The organism is Deinococcus sp., assembly GCF_018260405.1.
Classification (GTDB): Bacteria; Deinococcota; Deinococci; order Deinococcales; family Deinococcaceae; genus Deinococcus.
The window spans coordinates 1-18,051 of the sequence record NZ_JAGLBG010000052.1; the positions used below are offsets into that span (position 1 = coordinate 1).

Here is an 18,051-nt window from a genome sequence, read left to right on the forward strand (position 1 = left end):
TCTGCTCCAGCGATTGTGCGCCTGATGAAGAGGGCAGCATGGATACTCCGACGATATGGGCCTCAGACAGCCTCTTACAGGAGCCGGGCGTGGGTTCTTTTCGTTCAGAGCGCTTTTCATGCTGCGCCTGGCGGGAGGGCAGGTCGCCAACATTCGGGCCACTGCTCCAGCCAGTGCTCCGGCGGACGACTGAAATGTAAGCCGCCGTCGTGACCGATTTTGCCCGCAGCCCGCAGTACACCTTCAGTGCGCCCGCCTGGACTGCCGGGGGGCGCTGAGCGCGTGGTGCTTACGCCGTAGTCTCCACAGCTGTGGTCATCTTTACCGCCGTGGGTCAAATACGTCGCGCAGGCCGTCTCCCAGCAGGTTAAAGGCCAGCACGGTCAGTAAAATGGCGAGGGCCGGGGCACTCGAAGCCCACGGCGCCTGCGTGATGTAATTGCGCGTCTCGGAAACGATAGCGCCCCATTCTGGCGTCGGCGGTTGCGCCCCAAAGCCGATGAAGCCCAGTCCGGCGGCGGTCAGGATGGCGCTGCCCACGTCGAAACTGCCCTGTACCAGCAGCGGCGCGAGCGTGTTGGGAAGCAGGTGACGCAGCGCGATACGGGCCTGTGAGCTGCCCAGCGCCCGCGAGGCTTCCACGAATTCGCGCTCACGCAGCGCCAGCACCTGCGCCCGTACCAGCCGCGCGTACGTGGGCCACGAGACCAACGCCACCGCGATCATCACGTTACGCAGGTTCGGACCCAGCGCCGCCGAGATCGCCATAGCCAGAATCAGGCTGGGAAAAGCCAGGAAAATGTCGGTGACGCGCATAATCGCTTCATCCCACCAGCCGCCGCGCAGCCCGGCGAGCAGGCCGACCAGCGAGCCGACGAGCAGCGACGAGAGCATGACCCCCACGCCTAGCCCCAGCGAAATGCGCCCGCCCTGCAACACGCGGGCCAGCACGTCACGTCCAAGTTGGTCCGTGCCCAGCAGGTGAGCCGTGGAAGGCGGAGCCAGCCGGATAGCGAGTTCCTGACTGGTGGCGCTGCCTAAAAAGAGCGGCCCCAACAGCGCAGATACGAGCAGCACAATCAGCAGCACCAGCCCCAGCATGGCCCCACTGTTGCGCCGGAACCTGCGCCAGGTCACTGATGGAACGCGCCCGGCCGCTTGAACGGTCGGGGTGGTCTGGGTAGTCATGAGTAACTGATCCTCGGGTCGAAGAAGGCGTAGGCAAGGTCCACCAGCAGGTTCACCAGCGAGTAGGCCAGCCCCGCGACCAGCGTAACGCCCATCACCGCCGGAAAATCCAGGCTGACCGCCGAAGTCGTGGCGTAGCCGCCGATGCCCGGCCACGAGAAGATGGTTTCGGTCAGCACCGCCCCAGTGAGCAGGCCGCCAAACAGGCTACCCAGCACGGTCAGAATCGGTAGAGCGGCGTTCCGCATGGCATGTTTGCCGATCACGCGGGCCTGGCCCATTCCCTTGGCGCGGGCAGTACGGATGTAGTCCTGCGACAGCACCTCCAGCAGGGCCGAGCGGGTCATGCGGGTGAGCAATGCCGCCGAGTACGCTCCCAGAACCAGCCCCGGCAAGATGAGGTGCCGCAGGGCGTCCACGAATACGGCTTGGTCACCGGCCAGCAGCGCGTCTACCGTGACCAGTCCGGTTCTGATGGGGGGCGGCAGACTGTAGGAATCGAGCCTCCCCGGACCCGGCAGCCAGCCCAGGCGCTCGTGAAACAGGTTCAGTGCCAGAATCGCCAGCCAGTAGACCGGCGTAGCCCCACCCAGCAGCGCGAAGATGCGGGCCAGCAGGTCGGGCCAGCGCCCATGCTTCAGCGCCGCGACAATCCCCAGTGGCAGGCCGATCAATACCGCGAAAACCACCGCAACCAGGGTAATTTCCAGCGTGGCCGGAAAAAACTGCTTGAGGTCCGCTGTGATACTGCTCTGGGTTCGCAGCGACTTACCCAGGTCGCCGTGGGCCAGCGCCTGCATATACAGGCCGTACTGTACTGGCAGCGGGCGGTCTAGGCCGTTGGCATGCCGGAACTGCTCGATCTGCTCTTGACGGACATTGTTGCCCAGCACGGCGGCAGCTGGGTCGGCAGGCAACATATGCGAGATCAGAAAAGCTGCCAGCGTCACGCCCCAAAGTACGAACACCATCAGGCCCAGACGTTTGAGAAGGTAAACCAGCAACGGAAACTCCTTTTATACACAGCATACAAAGTGGCCCGGCAACCGGAATCCGGCGGGCCGGGCCATCAGCTGCCTGCAGGTTTACTTCTTGCTCACTCTCTCAAGCTGCACGTCGCCGTTCGCGTTACGCAAGAAGCCAGTGACATTGGCAGCGGTCACGATGGGTTTGGCAGGTTGATACAAGATAGCGAAGGGGCCTTCCTTGACCATCAGCGCGGTGAGCTGGTTGTACAGGTTCAGGCGCTTGGTCGGGTTAGTCTCGATGGCGGCGGCCTGCGCCAGTTGGCTGGCCTGCTCGTTTTGCCAGCCGTTGCGCCACGCCAATGACTTGGCGTTGTAGTCGCTCAACGGGGTGCCGTTGCCGTCAGCGTCGGGGTAGTCGGGACTCCAGGCAACCTGAATCAGCGGGGCTTTCTGGGCACGGTAGGTGGTTAGCAGTTCGGCGTTGACCATCTGCTTGATGTTGGCCTTGATACCGATCTTGGCGAGGTCCGACTGAATCTTGGCCGCGAGGTCCTGGCAAGGCACTCCGCCCGCACACGAGCCGGTGCTGACCAGGAAATCCACGCTGAAGCCGTCGGGTTTGCCCGCCGCCTTGAGCAGCGCCTTGGCCTTAGCGACGTCATGCGGGTAACTGATCTTGGGATTCGACCCGGCCAGCCCGAGCGGGATGATGGTCTGGGTTTTGCGGCCCAGGCCCTGCAACAGGCTGTTGATGATGCCGTCCTGGTCGATGGCGTAGCGCACCGCTTCACGCACGCGGGCGTCCTCGAAGGGCATCCCCTTGGCCGAGTTCATGCCCAGGTACGCCAGCTGGAAGGTGTCGGTCTTGAGCGCCTTGAGCTTGGGGTTCGTCTGGGCAGCCTTGAAGGCGTCGGGGGTGTAATCCCAGGCCACGTCGATTTCGCCAGAGTTCAGCGCGGTCTGCTGGGCGGCGGCTTCCTGCATGTAGCGCAGAATCACGCGCTTGATGTTGGGCGAGCGCCGGAAGGCGTTAGGGTTGGCGTCCAGCGCGACCTGAGCGCTGCGGTCCCAGCGGTTGAGCACGAAAGGGCCGGTGCCCGCCGAGTGGTCCTTGAGCCACGCGCTGCCGAAGTCGCCGCTTTGCTCATGTGCCTTGGCCTCGGTGCTGTCGATGATGCCGCCCACATTGAAGGTCAGCAGCGCCAGCACGATGTTAGGGTTGGCAGTCTTGGGCAAGTTCATCACGACTGTCTTGGCGTCGGGGGCTGTTACCGAGCCGACTTTCACGTTCGCTACATCGGTCAGCAGAAAGCTTGAGGGCGTCTTAAGCTGGATAACGCGGTTCATGCTGTACACCACGTCGGCGGACGTTACAGGGCGGCCCGTGCTGAACTTGGCGTCACGCAGCTTGAAGGTGATGCGCGAACCATCCGCCGTCTTGTCGATCTTCCAGCTGCTGGCTATCCGGGGTTTCAGGGTTTTGAGGTTATTGCCGTCGTAGGCGACCAGGGTGTCATAGAGGTTGCCGGTAATCAGCGACCCCGAGAACTCGTAGGACACGCCGGGATCCAGCGTAATCAGGTCGTTGAAGTCCCCGCCGATCACCAGAGTGTTCTGCTTCTGTGCGGCGGCCAGTCCGCTGCCCAGCGCGAGGGTACACAGCAGGGCCTTGGGCAGGCGGCCTAATTTCGTCAGTCTATGAGTCGTCATGTAATCTCCTTGTCGGCACAGATCCTAGTCGTTCTGATCGGGTATGAGGTACGTAACGGGAAGATATTTATATAAGGTAGCACGCTCTGAGAATGCAGGCAGATTGCGGGGTCGAGCCGACTTGTCCGTAGAACTCTTGCAAAAGTCGCCCAGTTATTCTCATTAGGTTTGCTCGCACGCGCCCTGCTAGGCGAAAGCGGGAACTCGGGGCGGCCCGACCCCTACCTTCGCAAGAGGTCTACCGGTTCGGACAGGTTTAAAACCTTAATTCTGCAAAGTACGACTAGCACAAAGTATATTGAGCGGAACCCGTATTAGCTGTCATTGCGGCCTAGCCTGCACTGCGGCGCGGGCCTGTTCCTGCAATTGGCGCCACGCCACCTTGCCAGTGGGGCTACGCGGCAGGCTATCTACAAACTGATACTCACGCGGCACCTTGTACGACGCCATCTGGGTTCTGGCCCACTGCTCGATGTCCTCGCCGGTCAGCTGGTGGCCGGGCTTGACGATGATCAGGGCGCGGGCACGTTCGCCGCTGCGCTCGTCAGGCACGGCGATCACGCAGGCTTCCTGAATGGCGGGGTGAGCGTGCAGCTTGTTCTCGACCTCGGTGGGCCAGACCTTCAGGCCCGACACGTTCACCATGCGCTTGAGGCGGTCACTGAAGAAGAAAAAGCCCTCGTCGTCCATGTACCCCAGGTCGCCGGTGCGCAAAAACGATTTGCCACCGATCTCTACGAACGCCTTGGCGGTTTCCTCGGGGCGGTTCCAGTAGCCTTTCATCACCTGCGGCCCGTGAATGATGATCTCGCCGATCTCGCCGACCGGCAATTCCCGAAGGGTATCGAGGTCCACGACGCGCGAATCCACGTTGAACAATGGAATGCCCAGGCACTGGAGCTTCTGTTTGTCTGTGGGGTTGGCATGCGACTGCCCCATCGTTTCCGAGAGGCCGTAACCTTCCAGAAAGCTGATGCCGGTCTGCTCGAACAGCTTTTGCCCGATGGCCTCGGGCAGGCTGGCGCCGCCGCCGGTCATGGTGCGGATGGTCTTCATGTCGTCCGGATTGAACTTGGGCGAGGCCAGCAGGTCAATGAGCATGGTGGGCGTGTTCGTCCAGATGGTCATCTTGTGTTCGCGCATCAGTTCACGCGCTCCGTCACGGTCCCAGCGCGACATCACTACCATCTTGGCCGCGCCCATGATCGGCACCAGCAGGCTGTTCATAAAGCCGGTGACATGGAAAAACGGCATGCATGACAACACCACGTCCTCGGGGTTGGTCTCGCCCCACACGGTGGCCCCAAAAACATTGGCCTGCACGCTGCTGTGGGTGTGTATACAGCCCTTGGGCAGGCCGGTGGTGCCGCTGGTGTAGGGCATCACGCACAGGTCGTCGCCGGTCACGTCAGCCGCCGGGGCGGGTTTGGCCTGGAGGGCGTCTTCCAGGGTAATGTCGCCTTGCTGGAGGGCCGGAGACACGTCCATGCCGTCGGGAATCGGAATGCCCGAGGTCTCGCGGTCGGTGCCTAGCATGACGTTGGCGACCACCGCGTGCCCTAGCCCCCCGGCCTTGGCCTTCTCGTACAGTTCGCCCCCCACAATGCCCACCCGAATTCCGGCGTCTTGCAAAAAGAACCCGAATTCTTTGGCCTGAAGCATGGGGGCCAGCGGAATGACCACCGCGCCCAGCTGCCAGCAGGCGTGCGCGGCGACGGCCCAGGCGGGGCTGTTTTGCATCCACAGGGCGATGCGGTCTCCCTTTTTCACGCCCTGTGAGGCGAGGTGCCCGGCGAGGCGCTCGGCCTGCTCGCGCAGTTCGCGGTAGCTCAGGCTGCGCCCGTAGAACCAGATGGCCGTTTTCAGCGGAAAGCGCTCGGCACTGACGCGCAGGTTATGCATCACGCCGGTGCTGGGCAGGGTCAGCGAGCGGGGTTTGTTGGCGGGCCAGTAACGCTGGGCAGGTTGGGTCATGCGGAAATCCTCCGGGAGCTGGGACAAACGGCTGCGGGCACCTGGCCCGGCAGCAGTGAACGGGGCAGTAATGAACAGGGCAGCAGTGAACGGCTTAAATTTGGTCGCCTTAGTTTAGCAACAGTTCGGACAGTTTCGTAACTCAGATTAGAAAGGTCTGAAATAAGCCGTCTGGAACGTATTCCGTGTTACCCCCGTTTTGCGTTGCGAACGGACTTTGCGGTGTGGAGCTGCAGGCGGTGGCCTTCCCGACTGTGGCGGAGTGGGGCGGCAGTCCGTATGAGCGGGCGGCCAGCCTCAGCTGGACCACAGGTGGGTCTGCTAGTATCGGGTTCGCTCCCAAATTTTAAACAGGTCTCTCCCGGAGGCCGGAGGTTTATACACATGAAAACACGCCTACTGCTGACCGCTGTTCTTGCCGCCGCTTCTTCCGCTCTGGCCGATGTCCACGTGGGCGTCATCATTTCGAGCACTGGCGCTGCCGCCAGCCTGGGCATTCCTGAAAAGAATACGGTCGCCATGCTGCCTCAGACGATCGCCGGACAAAAAGTTATTTACACCATTCTGGACGACGCCTCGGACACCACCAACGCCGTGACCAATGCCCGCAAGCTCATTCAGGACAGCAAGGTCGACCTGATTATCGGCAGCAGCACCACCCCGGCCAGCCTCGCCATGATCGACGTGGCCGCCGAGAGCAAGACCCCCATGATCGCGCTGGCGGCGTCCGAGTCCATCATCAAGCCGGTGGACGCCAAGCGCAGCTGGGTCTTCAAAACGCCGCAGACCGACGCGATCATGGCCGCCGCCATCGTGGGTCATATGGCCCAGAACGGCATCAAGACCGTCGGCTACGTGGGCTTCAACGACGCTTACGGCGAAGGCTGGTACAACGAGCTGAAGAAGAACGCCGATGCCAAAAACATCAAGATCGTCGCCAACGAACGCTATGGCCGCAGCGATTCCAGCGTGACCGGGCAGGCCCTCAAGCTGGTGGCCGCCAAGCCCGACGCCATTCTGGTCGGCGCATCGGGCGTACCCGCTGTGCTGCCGCAAAAGGCCCTGAATGACCGCGGCTACAAGGGCAAGATTTACCAGACGCACGGGGTCGCCAACGCCGATTTCCTGCGCGTGGGCGGCAAAGATGTCGAGGGCGCGATCTTGCCCGTCGGCCCGCTGCTGGTGGCCGATCAGCTGCCCACTTCCAACCCCACCCGCAAGGTCGGCCTGGACTACATGAGCCTGTACGAGGGCAAATACGGCAAAGACAGCGTTTCGGGCTTCGGCGGGCACGTTTGGGACGCTGGTCTGCTGATCCAGAAGGCCATTCCGCAGGCCCTCAAGAAAGGCAAGCCCGGCACCCCCGAATTCCGCTCGGGCCTGCGTGACGCCCTGGAAAACACCCGCAACGTGATTGGTGCGCACGGCATCTTCAACATGAGCGCCACCGACCACCTGGGGCTGGACGCCCGCAGCCGCGTGATGGCGCAGGTCGTAAACGGCACCTGGAAACTGATTAAGTAGTCAGCTTCTGGGTCAAGGACTTGGCATTAGTCCTCTGACAAACGTCGCCCGGTTCCACGGTTGCAAGAAGTACGAACAAAAAGCGGGGCTGGGAATTCAATGTCCTGGCCCCGCTCGACTGTTGGCGCAAGCTCAGTGAATCGGTTCGATTTCCGAGAGTGAAGTCGAGGCCGAGTCGATACGCTGTTGCCTCAGCTGACCAACTTCTTTGGCGTCTACGGCGTTTTGCGCCATAACAATCGTTTGGCACAGCAGCATCATGGAACCGCTGGTGCTGGCCGGCAGCGCCCGGATGTGGTCGGGGTACAGAATAACGCCGCGCTGCCCGTCGGTCAAAATTAGGATGGCGTCGCTGACGAGCATCCCTGCGCTGTGTGGAAAAGCCCAGGCACGGGCACGACAGGCCATCAGTTCGCTGCGCCAAGCGTCCGTGTCGCCCTGGGCCGCTGGCACTGACTTGCCCGCTCCCGGCGTAGGGGCGGCATTGACCCAGTGCGTCAGCTCCTGCACCGTTTCCTGCACCAGATCGCCGTATTCGGGGCCAAGAGCGCCCAGCAGCCCCACCACCGCTTCACGCGGGGCTTTTCCGGCCTGCCAGGAGTAGATCGTTTCCAGCAGGGAACCGGAGGTTATCCCCTGTCCCGGCGCTTCGTGTGGATCGTAAGTCATGGTCATTCCCTCCTGGCCCCATGATAGACGTTGAAGCCGAGAGGCGACAGGCGCATCAATTTCGCAGGAGGTCTGTTCGTTGTCTTAGAGCAGTGCTCCGAATGATGGGCACGTCATGCTCTAAGACCGCAGAAGTCAGGCTTAGTGGGTGGTTGGGAAGCCCAGATCGACCATGCTGGTCGCCGGGTCGGGCCACTTGCTGGTCACGACCTTCGAGCGGGTGAAGAATTTGATGCCCTCGGGGCCGTACATGTGGGTATCTCCGAACAGACTGGCCTTCCAGCCGCCAAACGAGTAGTACGACACCGGCACCGGAATCGGCACATTGATACCGACCATACCAACTTCCACATCGAACTGGAACTGCCGCGCTGCGCCGCCGTCGCGGGTAAAGATAGCCGTGCCGTTCCCGTAAGGGTTACTGGCGATCATCTTCATGCCTTCTTCATAGCTGGCGGCGCGGGCCACGCACAGCACCGGCCCGAAGATTTCGTCGTCGTAGGCTTTCATGCCGGGCCTGACATGGTCAAGCAACGAGGCTCCCAGAAAAAAGCCGTCGCCCCCGAATTTATGCTCGCGTCCGTCCACGACCACCGTCGCGCCCTGTTCCTGCGCCGATTGCACATAACCGGCTACCTTGTCGCGGTGTTCGCGGGTGATCAGCGGCCCCATCTCGTTTTCAGGCTGGTCGCCGGGGCCGATCTTGACCTTGGGAATGCGTTCCTTGATGGCCTCGACTAGTTTGTCGCCCGCGTCACCGACTGCCACTGCCACGCTGATCGCCATACAGCGCTCGCCCGCCGACCCGAAAGCTGCGCTGACCGCCGCGTCCGCCGCTGCGCCGATGTCGGCGTCCGGCAAGATCAGCATGTGGTTTTTTGCGCCGCCCAGAGCCTGTACGCGCTTGCCGAAGCTGGTGCCTTTTTCATAGATGTACTTGGCGATGGGCGTGCTGCCCACGAAGCTCACGGCGGCGATATCGGGATGCTCCAGAATGGCGTCCACCACTTCCTTATCACCGTGAACCACGTTCAGCACGCCATCGGGCAGCCCGGCTTCCTTTAGCAGGCTGGCGAGGAACATGGACGCCGAAGGGTCTTTCTCGCTGGGCTTAAGAATAAAGGTGTTTCCGCAGGCAATCGCGTTGCACAGCATCCACAGCGGCACCATCGCCGGAAAATTAAAAGGCGTGATGCCCGCGACCACGCCGAGCGGCTGCTGAATGTTGTACACGTCGATGCCGGTACTGACCTGCTCGGAATACCCGCCCTTGAGCAGTTGACCCACCCCGCAGGCGAATTCCACGTTTTCCAGCCCGCGCGAGATTTCGCCCAGCGCGTCGGCGTGAACCTTGCCGTGTTCGGCAGTCAGAATGCGGGCCAGGTCGTGTTTACGGGCATTAAGCAACTCACGGAACTTAAACATGATGTTGGTGCGGGTGCTTAGTGAGGAGGCCCGCCACTTTTTGCCCGCTTCCTTGGCGACCTCTACGGCGGCCTTCAGCTCATCGGCAGACGCCAGCGGCAAGGTCTTGGTGACCTGTCCGGTGGCGGGATTGAACACGTTAGAGGTGCGGCCCCCAGACTGGCCGGGCTGTTCCTGGCCGCCGATCCAGTGGGTCAGGGCGATTGGTCTTTCGGTGGTAGTCATGGCTTGGTAGCTCCTTGTTTTTTCTAGCGCTTATAAGCAGAGTGAATAGGCAAAAGGAGTTGCTGGTAGAAGTCGACTCGGAAGACTGATAAGCCAAGCGGAGCATGGGCGCTTTCCTCGGATACGCGTCACTGTAACCGGGAGCTCCCTAAGTACAACGTACCTAGTCGGCGGCGACGGTGGACTTACCAATCATCTCATCCACCAGTGCCAGACCTTCCTCGTACACGTCCAGGCCGTGATCGAGTTCTTCTCTGGTCACGACCAGCGGCGGGCATACGAAAGCCCAGTTAAAGCGGGTGTAGGCATAGACATGCTTGCTCTTGACGTGGGCGGCGAACTTGTTCATCTCGGGTGAAGTGCCGTTGAAGGGGGCCAGCGGCTCTTTGGTCTGCTTGTCCTTGACCAGTTCCAGTACGCTGAACAGGCCGATATAACGCACGTCGCCCACGCAGGCGTATTTTTTCTTCATGGCTTCGAGGCGCTGGCCGAGGTGCGCTCCCATCTCCAGCGTGTGTTCGAACAGATTCTCGTCTTCATAAACCTGCAAATTAGCGATGGCGGCGGCCAGAGACACCGGATGCCCGCTGTAGGTTAGGCCGCCTGCCAGAAAGTGATCCTCGAAATACTGGGCAATCTTGTCGCTGACGATCACGGCCCCGAGCGGCATATACCCGCTGGTCAGGCCCTTGGCGCAGGTCACGATGTCGGGTTTGATGCCGTAGTGCTGGGTCGCCAGCCACTTGCCGGTGCGCCCGAAGCCGCTCATGACCTCGTCGTCGATCAGCAAGATGCCGTACTTGTCAAGGAGTGCCCGCAGGCGGGGGTAATAGTCGTCGGGCGGAATCAGGATACCGTTGCTGCCGGTAATACCCTCGACCAGCATGGCGGCGATAGTGTGCGGCCCTTCCATCTGAATGACTTCCTCGATGTGCGTGATGCAGCCGTCGGCCCACGCCTCGGCGCTGCCGCCCATCGGAGGGCGGTACATGTACGGGTCGAACACGCGCACGATGCCGGGAATGCCGGGTTCCACAGGCCAGCGCCGGGGGTCGCCCGAGGCGGTCATGCTGCCCATGGTCGCGCCGTGGTAGCTGCGGTAACGGGTCATAATCTTGTCGCGCCCGGTATACAGGCAGGCCATTTTCATGGCATTTTCATTGGCTTCACTGCCGCCCAGCGTAAAGAAACTCTTGGCAAGACCCGTGACCTCGGCCAGCTTCTTGCCCAGCTTGGCCCGCACGTCGGTGGCGAAACTTGGCCCGGCGAAGCACATCTGGTCGACCTGATCCTTGATGGCTTGCATAACCTTGGGGTGCTGGTGGCCCACGTTGATGTTGATGAGCTGCGAGGAAAAATCGAGCCAACGGTCACCGTTGCCGTCAAAGAAGTGGCTGCCCTGGCCACCGGTCATGTGAATGGGGCTGAGGGCGGCCTGGGCACTCCACGAAAACAGCGTGTAGTCGCGGTTGTCCTGAATGATCTGGGCGGAATCGGGATGCTTTTGTGGCATGGTGTGGCCCCCCTGGGGCGGTACGCGAATAAGGTGAAATGAGGCGGAGATGAGGTGAGCGGTAGGGTTTCAGTTTAAGCCGTTCTAGACGCGCTTACCAGAGACAGACTGTCTAATTGGTGGTGCAGACAGGTTCATAGCTCAGGAGAGGAAAAATCTGAAATAGGCGGTCTGGAACGCATTTCACGTTATACGGACTGCCGCTTGTTCCGCTGACCACCCGCAAGGGCACCGGGTTGCCCATTCCATGCCCGACAGTCCTCTTTGCTCTCACTCGCTCTGCGGCGAAGCTTTACGAATGCGCTTCTATCAGCAGCTCCTTTTTGCCTTCTTACGCTGCTTCGCAGCGCAGCAGACGCGAGCAAGCCCCATACGGAAGCTGTTCTACCCAACCACTTCTCGACTGTGACGGAATTAGGCGCAATCCTTTTAACAGGGTGGCCTGCTCGCCTCGCCTGGCCCGCTGCCGCGCAGCAGTTCTAGTGAGAGGCGCAGGCCCAGTTGCCGCCGCGCGTCTTCAAGGTCGCCCAGCATGGCCCGTAGCTGCTCTATGCGGTAGTACATGGTCTGCCGCCGCACGCCCAGCCGCCGGGCGGCCTCGGTGATATTGAAATTGACAGCCAGCAGCGCGTCCAGCGTCAAAAGCAGCGTAGCGCGGGGGCGTAGAGGCAGGGCCAGCAGCGGCCCCAGGTGGGAGGCGATAAAGTCCGTGCTGCGCCCCGTTTCGCTCAGCGCCAGTAGCAACGGCTCCAGCGAAGGCTCGGCGGGTGCGGCCACTGGGGCCAGGATGCGCGAGTGCGCCGCCCGCGTCAGCAGCGCAAAACTGATCTCTTGCCGGGCGACCAGCAGCGGAAAATCCAGTTGCCGGGCCGCCGCCAACACCGCTGCTGGCACCTCTGAGAAGTGGCGCACCAGCTCTAGCATCAGCCCCTGCGCCCCGCCCGCCGCCAGCGAACGCAGGTAGTGTTCCTGCGCGGCGTCGTCTCCCCCCTGGAGCGGCACCCCCGTGCTGAGCAGCAGTTCACCGCCCGTCAGGAACCGCGCCGCATCGGGGACCTCTGAGACGTGAACCCAGGCCACCGGCTGGTCAAGGTGTGTGCGGCCACTCACGACCTCCACCGCTGCGAAGGCGGGCAGGGTCAACAGGTCGTGAAGGGTCGTGTGCATGGTCTGCTCCTGACAAAATGGCCCGGTCAGCTTGTATGGGGTCTCTACCAGCCTCTAGAGAAAGAAGGGCACCGTGAGCTGTCAAGGAACCTTCTTTGTGCCTGTGGAAAAGACACATCGCTCAGATCATGCGTCCGGTTCGAATCACCTCGGCGATGACTGGCGGCAGGTTCCAGGCCATGATGTCGAAGGCGCTGGAAGAATAGTCGTAAGGCACCTTGTGCAGCGTGACCTTGGGCTTGCGACCAACACAGTCCACGATAGCCACATCTGCGCCGGGCTCATGGTTCAGGCTGAGGCCCACGCTGCCCGGATCGACAAACGTAGTGTCACCGACCACGCGCACAAAAGGAACGTGCGTTCCGCCCACCACCACGACCCGCGCCCCCAGTTGCTCGGCCAGTTCCTCCAGCTCACGTTCCTGGGCCATCAGGTCAGTGCGCAGTTCGGGGTCGTGCGGGCTGCCGTGAAAGTACTTGATGCGCCCGATAGGCGTCATGATTCGGCCCCCGGGGGGCAGGCGGCGCAGGTACTCCATCTGTTCTTGGCTCAGAATTCCTTTAGTCCACTGTAGAACCTGATCGGCCAGCCCCTTGCGGCCCTCACGTTCGCCGAATTCCATTGCCACACGCAGGTCGCTGCTGCCCAGGCCCACCGGCCAGCCCTCGCGCCGGACAAAGTCAATCACCGGCCCCGGGCTGGCCCCGTAGCCCACGAGATCGCCGACCACCACCACCTGATTGACGATGTTCTCCGTAAGAAACCGTTTGACAGAGGTGAGGGCATGGATATTTCCATGAAGGTCACTGATAAAGGCCACTCGCAAAGTGCCTCATGCTAAAGCAAAACCTGCGCCAATAACTACCCGCTGACGGGTATAGTCCCAGGGTGTTGCGCCCCCCCCTTCATTTGCCCCCTGCCGCCGTTTCGGGCCTGCTGGGCCTGGCTCTGGCGCTGACGCTTGCGCCTTTGCCAACCGGCATCCTAACCCCCGTCGTGCTGGCGGCCTTACTGCTGTACGCGGCGTCGACTGCCACTCCCAGGGGCGTTGCCGGGCGGCTATTTTGGGCGGCGCTCGTCATGAACGCGGTGCATCTGTCGTGGTTGATGGCTTTTGTCGGGCAGCTGCTGGGCAGCCCGGCGCTGGGGGTACTGGCGTTTTTGCTCTACGCTGTCGAGGGCAGCTTTTACGCCCTGATGGGCTACCTGGTCGCCCGGCTGATTGGGGGTGTTCCTGTTCTTCCTGGTCCGCAGCGGTTGTCCGGCGTGCTGGGGCGCGTCTGGGGCCTGGCCGGGGGCTGGGTGGTGCTCGAAGCGCTGCGCTTTCTGGGGCCGTTCGCCTTTCCGTGGCCGACGCTGGGCTACAGCCTGATCGACACGCCCATGATTCAGATTGCCGACCTGGGCGGTGTGCTGCTTTGTAGCGTGCTGGTTGCCCTAAGCGCGGCGGCCCTGGTTCAGTTCTGGCATGGCCGGACAAAAGCCCTGTGGGGCGTGGTCGTGTGCTGGCTGCTGGCGCTGGGCTACGGCCTGACGCGGGTGCCTGGACAGGGAATACCTGGTCAGGCCCTCTTGCAACGTACGGCGGTAGACGCTTTTGCTAAGGCGAGTCACCTTCAAAGCCCCGAGCAGCAGTTTCAGACCTATAACCGCCTGACCCAGGACAACCGGCAGCCCGGTGAGGTTCCAGTGTGGACCGAAACAGCCATTCAGGATCCGGCGCTGCTGAAACTGACCCCCATGAACGGAATCTATGGAGTGGCCGACCTGCTGGGCAGCCGCAGCAACAAGGCCGTCGCCTGGACAGGTAGCGCGGTGGTCGGCAGTAACGATAAGGCCCGTCCGGTGCCTTTCGGGGAATATTTCCCCCTGCGCACCCAGCTGGACCCGGCCTGGCGGATGATCGAGGGGGTCACTCATATGAACCTGGAAACGACCCCGGCGGCGGTTCAGCTCTCGCCCCTAACCCTGGGCGGGGTCGTGTACGGCACTTACATCTGCTACGACAGTGTTTTCCCGTGGGTGGCCCGCCAGCTGACCCGGCAGGGGGCGCAGGTGCTGGTCAACATCAGCAACGATTCGTGGTACACCGGCTGGGGCGTGCAGCAACACTTTCTGATGGGCCGGGTTCGCGCCATCGAAAACCGCCGCTGGGTGCTGCGCAGCGTTAACAAAGGCGTCGCGGGTAGTATCGACGACCTGGGCCGCCCCCGCCTGACCCTGAGCAGGGGAGAAGGCGTCATTCATGCCCGGTTTCCCCTGCTGACCACTAAAACGCTCTTTGGAGAGGTGGGCGACTGGCCTGCCCTGCTGCTGGCGCTGGGGCTGCTGGCCTATGGCTGGCAACTGACTCGCCCCAAACTAACTCGCCCCTAATTGGCCCAGGTTTGAGAGCTTGGCTCAGCTTCCTAAGCGCAACTGTTCCATGGCCTCGACCGCCTCGCGCCGGACTTCGCCGTCCATCTTGGCGTAGATTGCCGAGGTCGTGACCGAGGCGTGCCCCAGTAGGTCGGCCACCACATGCAGGTCACGCCTCGCGCGGTACAGGTGGGTTCCCGCTGTGCGCCGCAGCGTGTGCAGGCCCCACATCTCGGGCGGCAGGCCAAGTTCTTGGTAGTACCGCCCCGCGATGTCGCGCCCGCCCTTGGTGGTCAGTTGGCCCGCGAAGTTGCGGTGACTGAGCGACACGATCAGGTGGTCTCCCTGAAGCTGTCCAGCCGCCTGTAAGGCCGAGCGCGACACCAGCCAGCGCTGAAGCACCCGGCTCAGTTGGCGGCCCAGTGGTACAAGGCGCTGCTTGCCGCCTTTACCGCGCACCAGCACCTGCCCCAGCTTAAAGTCCAGGTCGCTGCCGACCAGTCCCACAATCTCGGCGGCCCGCAGGCCCGCGCTACCGCCGAGGGCCAGGAGTGCGGCGTCGCGGTTGGCCCGCACTGGGTCCCCGGCGGGTATGCGGGCCGGAAGTTCCAGCAGTTCGGCGTAGCTGCCTACTGAAATGGCCCGCTTTTTGGCGTGGGCGGGGGTGGCCTCGGCAGGCGGGCGCACGCTGGCCGACGGGTCGCTTGCCAGGACTCCGGCCCAAACCAGCGCTTTCATCAGGTTGCGAACTCCGTACAGGTGCCGCTTAACACTGGACGCCGAGAGGCCCGCCGTGTGCAGATGCAGCAGCCACAGCTCGAAGTCCTCAGCGGTCAGCTGGTTCAGGGCGTGCGTGGGCGCTTCGGGCAGCCCAGTAAAAGCCAGAGGCTCATCCTGGCTTCCGGGGAGCTGAGGTCAGAAGTAGGTTCAACATCGGCCCCAACAGCGAAAACCCGCGACGACGGATGTTGTGCATAGCCTGAAAGAAGGCCAGGTAGAGGGGCAACCAGCGCTGCGACAGGCCCCGATGAGGACGCAGCCACGAGCGGAGCAAGCTCCACACACCTTCAATCGTGTTGACGTGCACCTCGTTGATACCGTCGCCATCGTCATCACGCGCCCATTCCCGGTCACCGTGAATCACGGTGACGTGTGTGTAGCCCCAGGCGCGCACCCGGGCGTAGATTGAGTATTCATCGGTGTTGACGACACTGCCTGCCTGAATGGTGTTCAGGATATGGGGCTGTATGGTCCGCTGCTGAACGTTGTCACAGAGGTGGAGAGCGAGTTGTCCACCCCGCTCGATCATTCCCAATACCGGCGGTTTGTCGGACGCGGCGGTGCCGCGTCCTCGCTTGCCCTTCAGTCGCCGTCTGCGTCCTGGACGAGATTTTTTTTCACCAGATCACTCTGGCCCTTATGACCAGCGACGAGATACACCTCGTCGATCTCGACCGTACCTGCAAGTGTGGGCGTGGTGGACGCGTCCACCACGCCCTGCCGGACACTGCGGGTCATGTCTTGGGCATCATCTTCGTTCAGGCCGAGCTCATGGGCGATCTGGCGGTTACTGAGATTCAGACCCATGAGATACAGGCACGCCACCCACTGCCGCAGGGGCTGGTGGTGACCAGCGAAGACGGTGCCCGTCAGGTCATCGAACTTTCGCTGGCAATTCAGACAGCGATATCGCTGTCTGAATTTCTGGGTGTCGTCCCGGCCCTGTTTGACCACATGCGGCGCGTGGCAGTGCGGGCAGTCCACGCCCTCGGGCCAACGGAGTTCCCGCACAACCTTGAAGCATTTCTCGTCGTCCAGGAGCTGAATTAAACTCAGCATGCTGATAGTTTATCAGAGCGCCCTCAGCTCCCTGGAATCCAGGAAGAGCCTTTTGAGATTGTCGCTGTTTTCAGAGAAACTGCCTCTGGCAACGTCAATTCCCGCAGTGAACGCAAAAAGGTCATGAATCTGGCGCGTGATAGGCAGATTGAAGCGGTGCTAGTCACGGAACTGACTCGCTGGGGTCGGTCAACGACCGACCTGCTGCATACCCTTCAGGAACTGGAAGCCTGCGGAGTCAGCGTGATTGCCCAGACTGGGTTGCAGTTTGATTTGCGCTCACCACAGGGAAAGTTGTTCGCTTCGCTGATGGCCGCCCTCGCTGAGTTTGAGCGAGATTTGCTGCGTGAACGGATACGTTCAGGGATTTCTGCGGCCCAGGAGCGAGGCGTGAAATTTGGTCGCCAGGAAGGGCAAAGACCCAGGGCAACCGCAAAGTCCCTCAAATGTAAAGTGAAACTTTTCGTTTGAAAATCACGCTTCGCCATGCCGAGAGTATTTGGCTGATGGATACAGTAAAAATAGCCAGCCTGCTTACTGGCTACTTATCAAATGTTATGCAGTCTCCGACTTTGCGGTTGCCCTGGGCAAAGACCTAAAGCAGACCGTAATGAAGCTAGGGTGCTGAAGCTGCGAGCAGAGGGAAAATCATACCGGGCGATTGCCAGCGAGTTGCATCTCAGCAAAAACACTGTTATGGACATCGTTAAGCGGAGTCGGTAGCTATGGACACTGTCTGAGTCGTTAGATTTCGCTTAGCGTAGGATTTTGCGCGAATTGTGTAGTCCGGCCGTGGTGTATAATGTTAGCGTTAGCAATCAGGCATCTGGTTGTGTAAAATCATAGGTATGATGATGGAGTCGCAAACGCCCGTTGGTTGGTGGTTGAACTTTAGACGCGGTCTTCTGCGGGGCATGTCCATCCTTCTAACTCTAGCCACAGTGTGGGTTGCACTGCTTTTCTACGTTGTTAGCCAGGCTCCTTCAACGACGCAGGAATGTGTAAATGCCTTTGCGGCTAATGGCAACAGAGTACCGCCAAAGTATTACGCATTTCTGGCGTTTGGGTGGGCTAACACGATTGCTGGCACCTGTGAGCACTGGAGCGAGTAAGGGCCTTCAGTCTCTGTGTCCTATAATCATTGGTATTCCTTCCCTCAGTACCTGACAGGTTGAGATTTACCCGCTCCTAGAACGGAAAAAGGTGGCTTCAGCAATTTTAGGAGCGTCTGGAACGATCCTAAGGCCCAACGCACAGCACGGCTGATCGTAACCCCGTCTCGTCCAGGACGACCGTGCTTTTTGAGGCGAGTTGGCTGCGGTGCCTCTACTTCTTCCCCGACTCGCATCATCCATGCCAGAGCTATACAAAGCAACCCCAGTGTGGTGATGACCCGAAAAATCTCCCAGTGCAATAAGAGGCTGTCTGAGGCCCATATCGTCGGAGTATCCATGCTGCCCTCTTCATCAGGCGCACAATCGCTGGAGCAGA

Annotated in this window: 15 protein-coding genes and 1 pseudogene; 4 read left to right on the forward strand and 12 right to left on the reverse strand. The window is 61.4% G+C overall.

Annotated elements, in window-relative coordinates; translation table 11 throughout:
* Positions 1–321: 321 nt before the first annotated feature.
* From QZ269_RS07985 to QZ269_RS08000, 4 genes are all read right to left on the reverse strand, one after another.
* Positions 322–1,188, reverse strand: coding sequence for an ABC transporter permease (locus QZ269_RS07985; RefSeq protein ID WP_291426088.1), 867 nt, complete (start codon positions 1,186–1,188; stop codon positions 322–324).
* Complete coding sequence (locus QZ269_RS07990) at positions 1,185–2,192, reverse strand: ABC transporter permease (protein ID WP_291426090.1); 1,008 nt, start codon at positions 2,190–2,192, stop codon at positions 1,185–1,187. Before QZ269_RS07990 ends, QZ269_RS07985 begins: the two co-directional genes overlap by 4 nt.
* An 81-nt stretch (positions 2,193–2,273) precedes the next feature.
* A complete protein-coding gene (locus QZ269_RS07995; RefSeq protein ID WP_291426092.1) occupies positions 2,274–3,866 on the reverse strand; it encodes an ABC transporter substrate-binding protein in 1,593 nt (530 codons plus the stop codon).
* A gap of 321 nt (positions 3,867–4,187) precedes the next feature.
* Positions 4,188–5,840: a long-chain-fatty-acid--CoA ligase gene (locus tag QZ269_RS08000; protein WP_291426093.1), complete on the reverse strand. Its 1,653-nt coding sequence runs from the start codon at positions 5,838–5,840 to the stop codon at positions 4,188–4,190.
* Positions 5,841–6,224: 384 nt separating this feature from the next.
* Between QZ269_RS08000 and QZ269_RS08005 the strand changes: the two genes are divergently transcribed.
* On the forward strand, positions 6,225–7,364 hold the full coding sequence (locus QZ269_RS08005; RefSeq protein WP_291426095.1) for an ABC transporter substrate-binding protein: 1,140 nt from the start codon (positions 6,225–6,227) through the stop codon (positions 7,362–7,364).
* A 132-nt stretch (positions 7,365–7,496) separates the two neighbouring features.
* Here QZ269_RS08005 and QZ269_RS08010 read toward each other — a convergent pair whose 3' ends face one another.
* The 5 genes from QZ269_RS08010 to QZ269_RS08030 all read right to left on the reverse strand — a co-directional run bounded on the left by QZ269_RS08010 (position 7,497) and on the right by QZ269_RS08030 (position 13,189).
* Positions 7,497–8,033: a hypothetical protein gene (locus QZ269_RS08010; RefSeq protein WP_291426097.1), complete on the reverse strand. Its 537-nt coding sequence runs from the start codon at positions 8,031–8,033 to the stop codon at positions 7,497–7,499.
* Between the two features lie 141 nt (positions 8,034–8,174).
* On the reverse strand, positions 8,175–9,683 hold the full coding sequence (locus QZ269_RS08015) for a CoA-acylating methylmalonate-semialdehyde dehydrogenase (RefSeq protein ID WP_291426099.1): 1,509 nt from the start codon (positions 9,681–9,683) through the stop codon (positions 8,175–8,177).
* A gap of 163 nt (positions 9,684–9,846) precedes the next feature.
* Positions 9,847–11,196, reverse strand: a complete 1,350-nt coding sequence (locus QZ269_RS08020; protein WP_291426101.1) for an aminotransferase class III-fold pyridoxal phosphate-dependent enzyme — start codon at positions 11,194–11,196, stop codon at positions 9,847–9,849.
* Positions 11,197–11,625: 429 nt separating this feature from the next.
* On the reverse strand, positions 11,626–12,363 hold the full coding sequence (locus QZ269_RS08025) for a PucR family transcriptional regulator (RefSeq protein WP_291426103.1): 738 nt from the start codon (positions 12,361–12,363) through the stop codon (positions 11,626–11,628).
* A gap of 121 nt (positions 12,364–12,484) precedes the next feature.
* Positions 12,485–13,189 carry a metallophosphoesterase family protein gene (locus tag QZ269_RS08030; protein WP_291426105.1) on the reverse strand — a complete coding sequence of 235 codons (705 nt, stop codon included), beginning with the start codon at positions 13,187–13,189 and terminating at the stop codon, positions 12,485–12,487.
* A 62-nt stretch (positions 13,190–13,251) separates the two neighbouring features.
* On the opposite strand from QZ269_RS08030, the gene lnt reads away from it, so the two are divergent.
* Entirely contained in the window at positions 13,252–14,739 is a 1,488-nt protein-coding gene (lnt, locus tag QZ269_RS08035; protein ID WP_291426107.1) for an apolipoprotein N-acyltransferase, read from the forward strand.
* A gap of 24 nt (positions 14,740–14,763) precedes the next feature.
* Here the strand turns inward: lnt and QZ269_RS08040 are convergent, their stop codons facing one another.
* The 3 genes and pseudogenes from QZ269_RS08040 to QZ269_RS08050 all read right to left on the reverse strand — a co-directional run bounded on the left by QZ269_RS08040 (position 14,764) and on the right by QZ269_RS08050 (position 16,560).
* Entirely contained in the window at positions 14,764–15,606 is an 843-nt protein-coding gene (locus tag QZ269_RS08040; protein WP_367272248.1) for a tyrosine-type recombinase/integrase, read from the reverse strand.
* A gap of 127 nt (positions 15,607–15,733) precedes the next feature.
* Positions 15,734–16,087 (reverse strand): annotated as a pseudogene (locus QZ269_RS08045) (transposase); the annotation flags it as partial.
* The gene (locus QZ269_RS08050) at positions 16,084–16,560 is read right to left on the reverse strand and encodes a transposase (RefSeq protein ID WP_291426109.1); all 477 of its coding nucleotides are present in this window, start codon (positions 16,558–16,560) and stop codon (positions 16,084–16,086) included. The pseudogene QZ269_RS08045 and the gene QZ269_RS08050, both read right to left, overlap by 4 nt.
* Before the next feature lie 36 nt (positions 16,561–16,596).
* Between QZ269_RS08050 and QZ269_RS08055 the strand changes: the two genes are divergently transcribed.
* Positions 16,597–17,031 (forward strand): recombinase family protein, encoded by a 435-nt coding sequence (locus tag QZ269_RS08055; protein ID WP_291426115.1) that lies wholly within the window; start codon positions 16,597–16,599, stop codon positions 17,029–17,031.
* Between the two features lie 81 nt (positions 17,032–17,112).
* The gene (locus QZ269_RS08060; protein WP_291426111.1) at positions 17,113–17,283 is read left to right on the forward strand and encodes a helix-turn-helix domain-containing protein; all 171 of its coding nucleotides are present in this window, start codon (positions 17,113–17,115) and stop codon (positions 17,281–17,283) included.
* The last annotated feature ends 768 nt before the right edge of the window (positions 17,284–18,051 follow it).

Coding starts and splice junctions, on each gene's coding strand:
- QZ269_RS07985 (WP_291426088.1), bottom strand. CDS start 1,188: ATGACTACCCAGACCACCCCGACCGTTCAAGCGGCCGGGCGCGTTCCA.
- QZ269_RS07995 (WP_291426092.1), bottom strand. CDS start 3,866: ATGACGACTCATAGACTGACGAAATTAGGCCGCCTGCCCAAGGCCCTG.
- QZ269_RS08000 (WP_291426093.1), bottom strand. CDS start 5,840: ATGACCCAACCTGCCCAGCGTTACTGGCCCGCCAACAAACCCCGCTCG.
- QZ269_RS08005 (WP_291426095.1), top strand. CDS start 6,225: ATGAAAACACGCCTACTGCTGACCGCTGTTCTTGCCGCCGCTTCTTCC.
- QZ269_RS08010 (WP_291426097.1), bottom strand. CDS start 8,033: ATGACTTACGATCCACACGAAGCGCCGGGACAGGGGATAACCTCCGGT.
- QZ269_RS08015 (WP_291426099.1), bottom strand. CDS start 9,683: ATGACTACCACCGAAAGACCAATCGCCCTGACCCACTGGATCGGCGGC.
- QZ269_RS08020 (WP_291426101.1), bottom strand. CDS start 11,196: ATGCCACAAAAGCATCCCGATTCCGCCCAGATCATTCAGGACAACCGC.
- QZ269_RS08025 (WP_291426103.1), bottom strand. CDS start 12,363: ATGCACACGACCCTTCACGACCTGTTGACCCTGCCCGCCTTCGCAGCG.
- QZ269_RS08050 (WP_291426109.1), bottom strand. CDS start 16,560: ATGCTGAGTTTAATTCAGCTCCTGGACGACGAGAAATGCTTCAAGGTT.
- QZ269_RS08060 (WP_291426111.1), top strand. CDS start 17,113: ATGTTATGCAGTCTCCGACTTTGCGGTTGCCCTGGGCAAAGACCTAAA.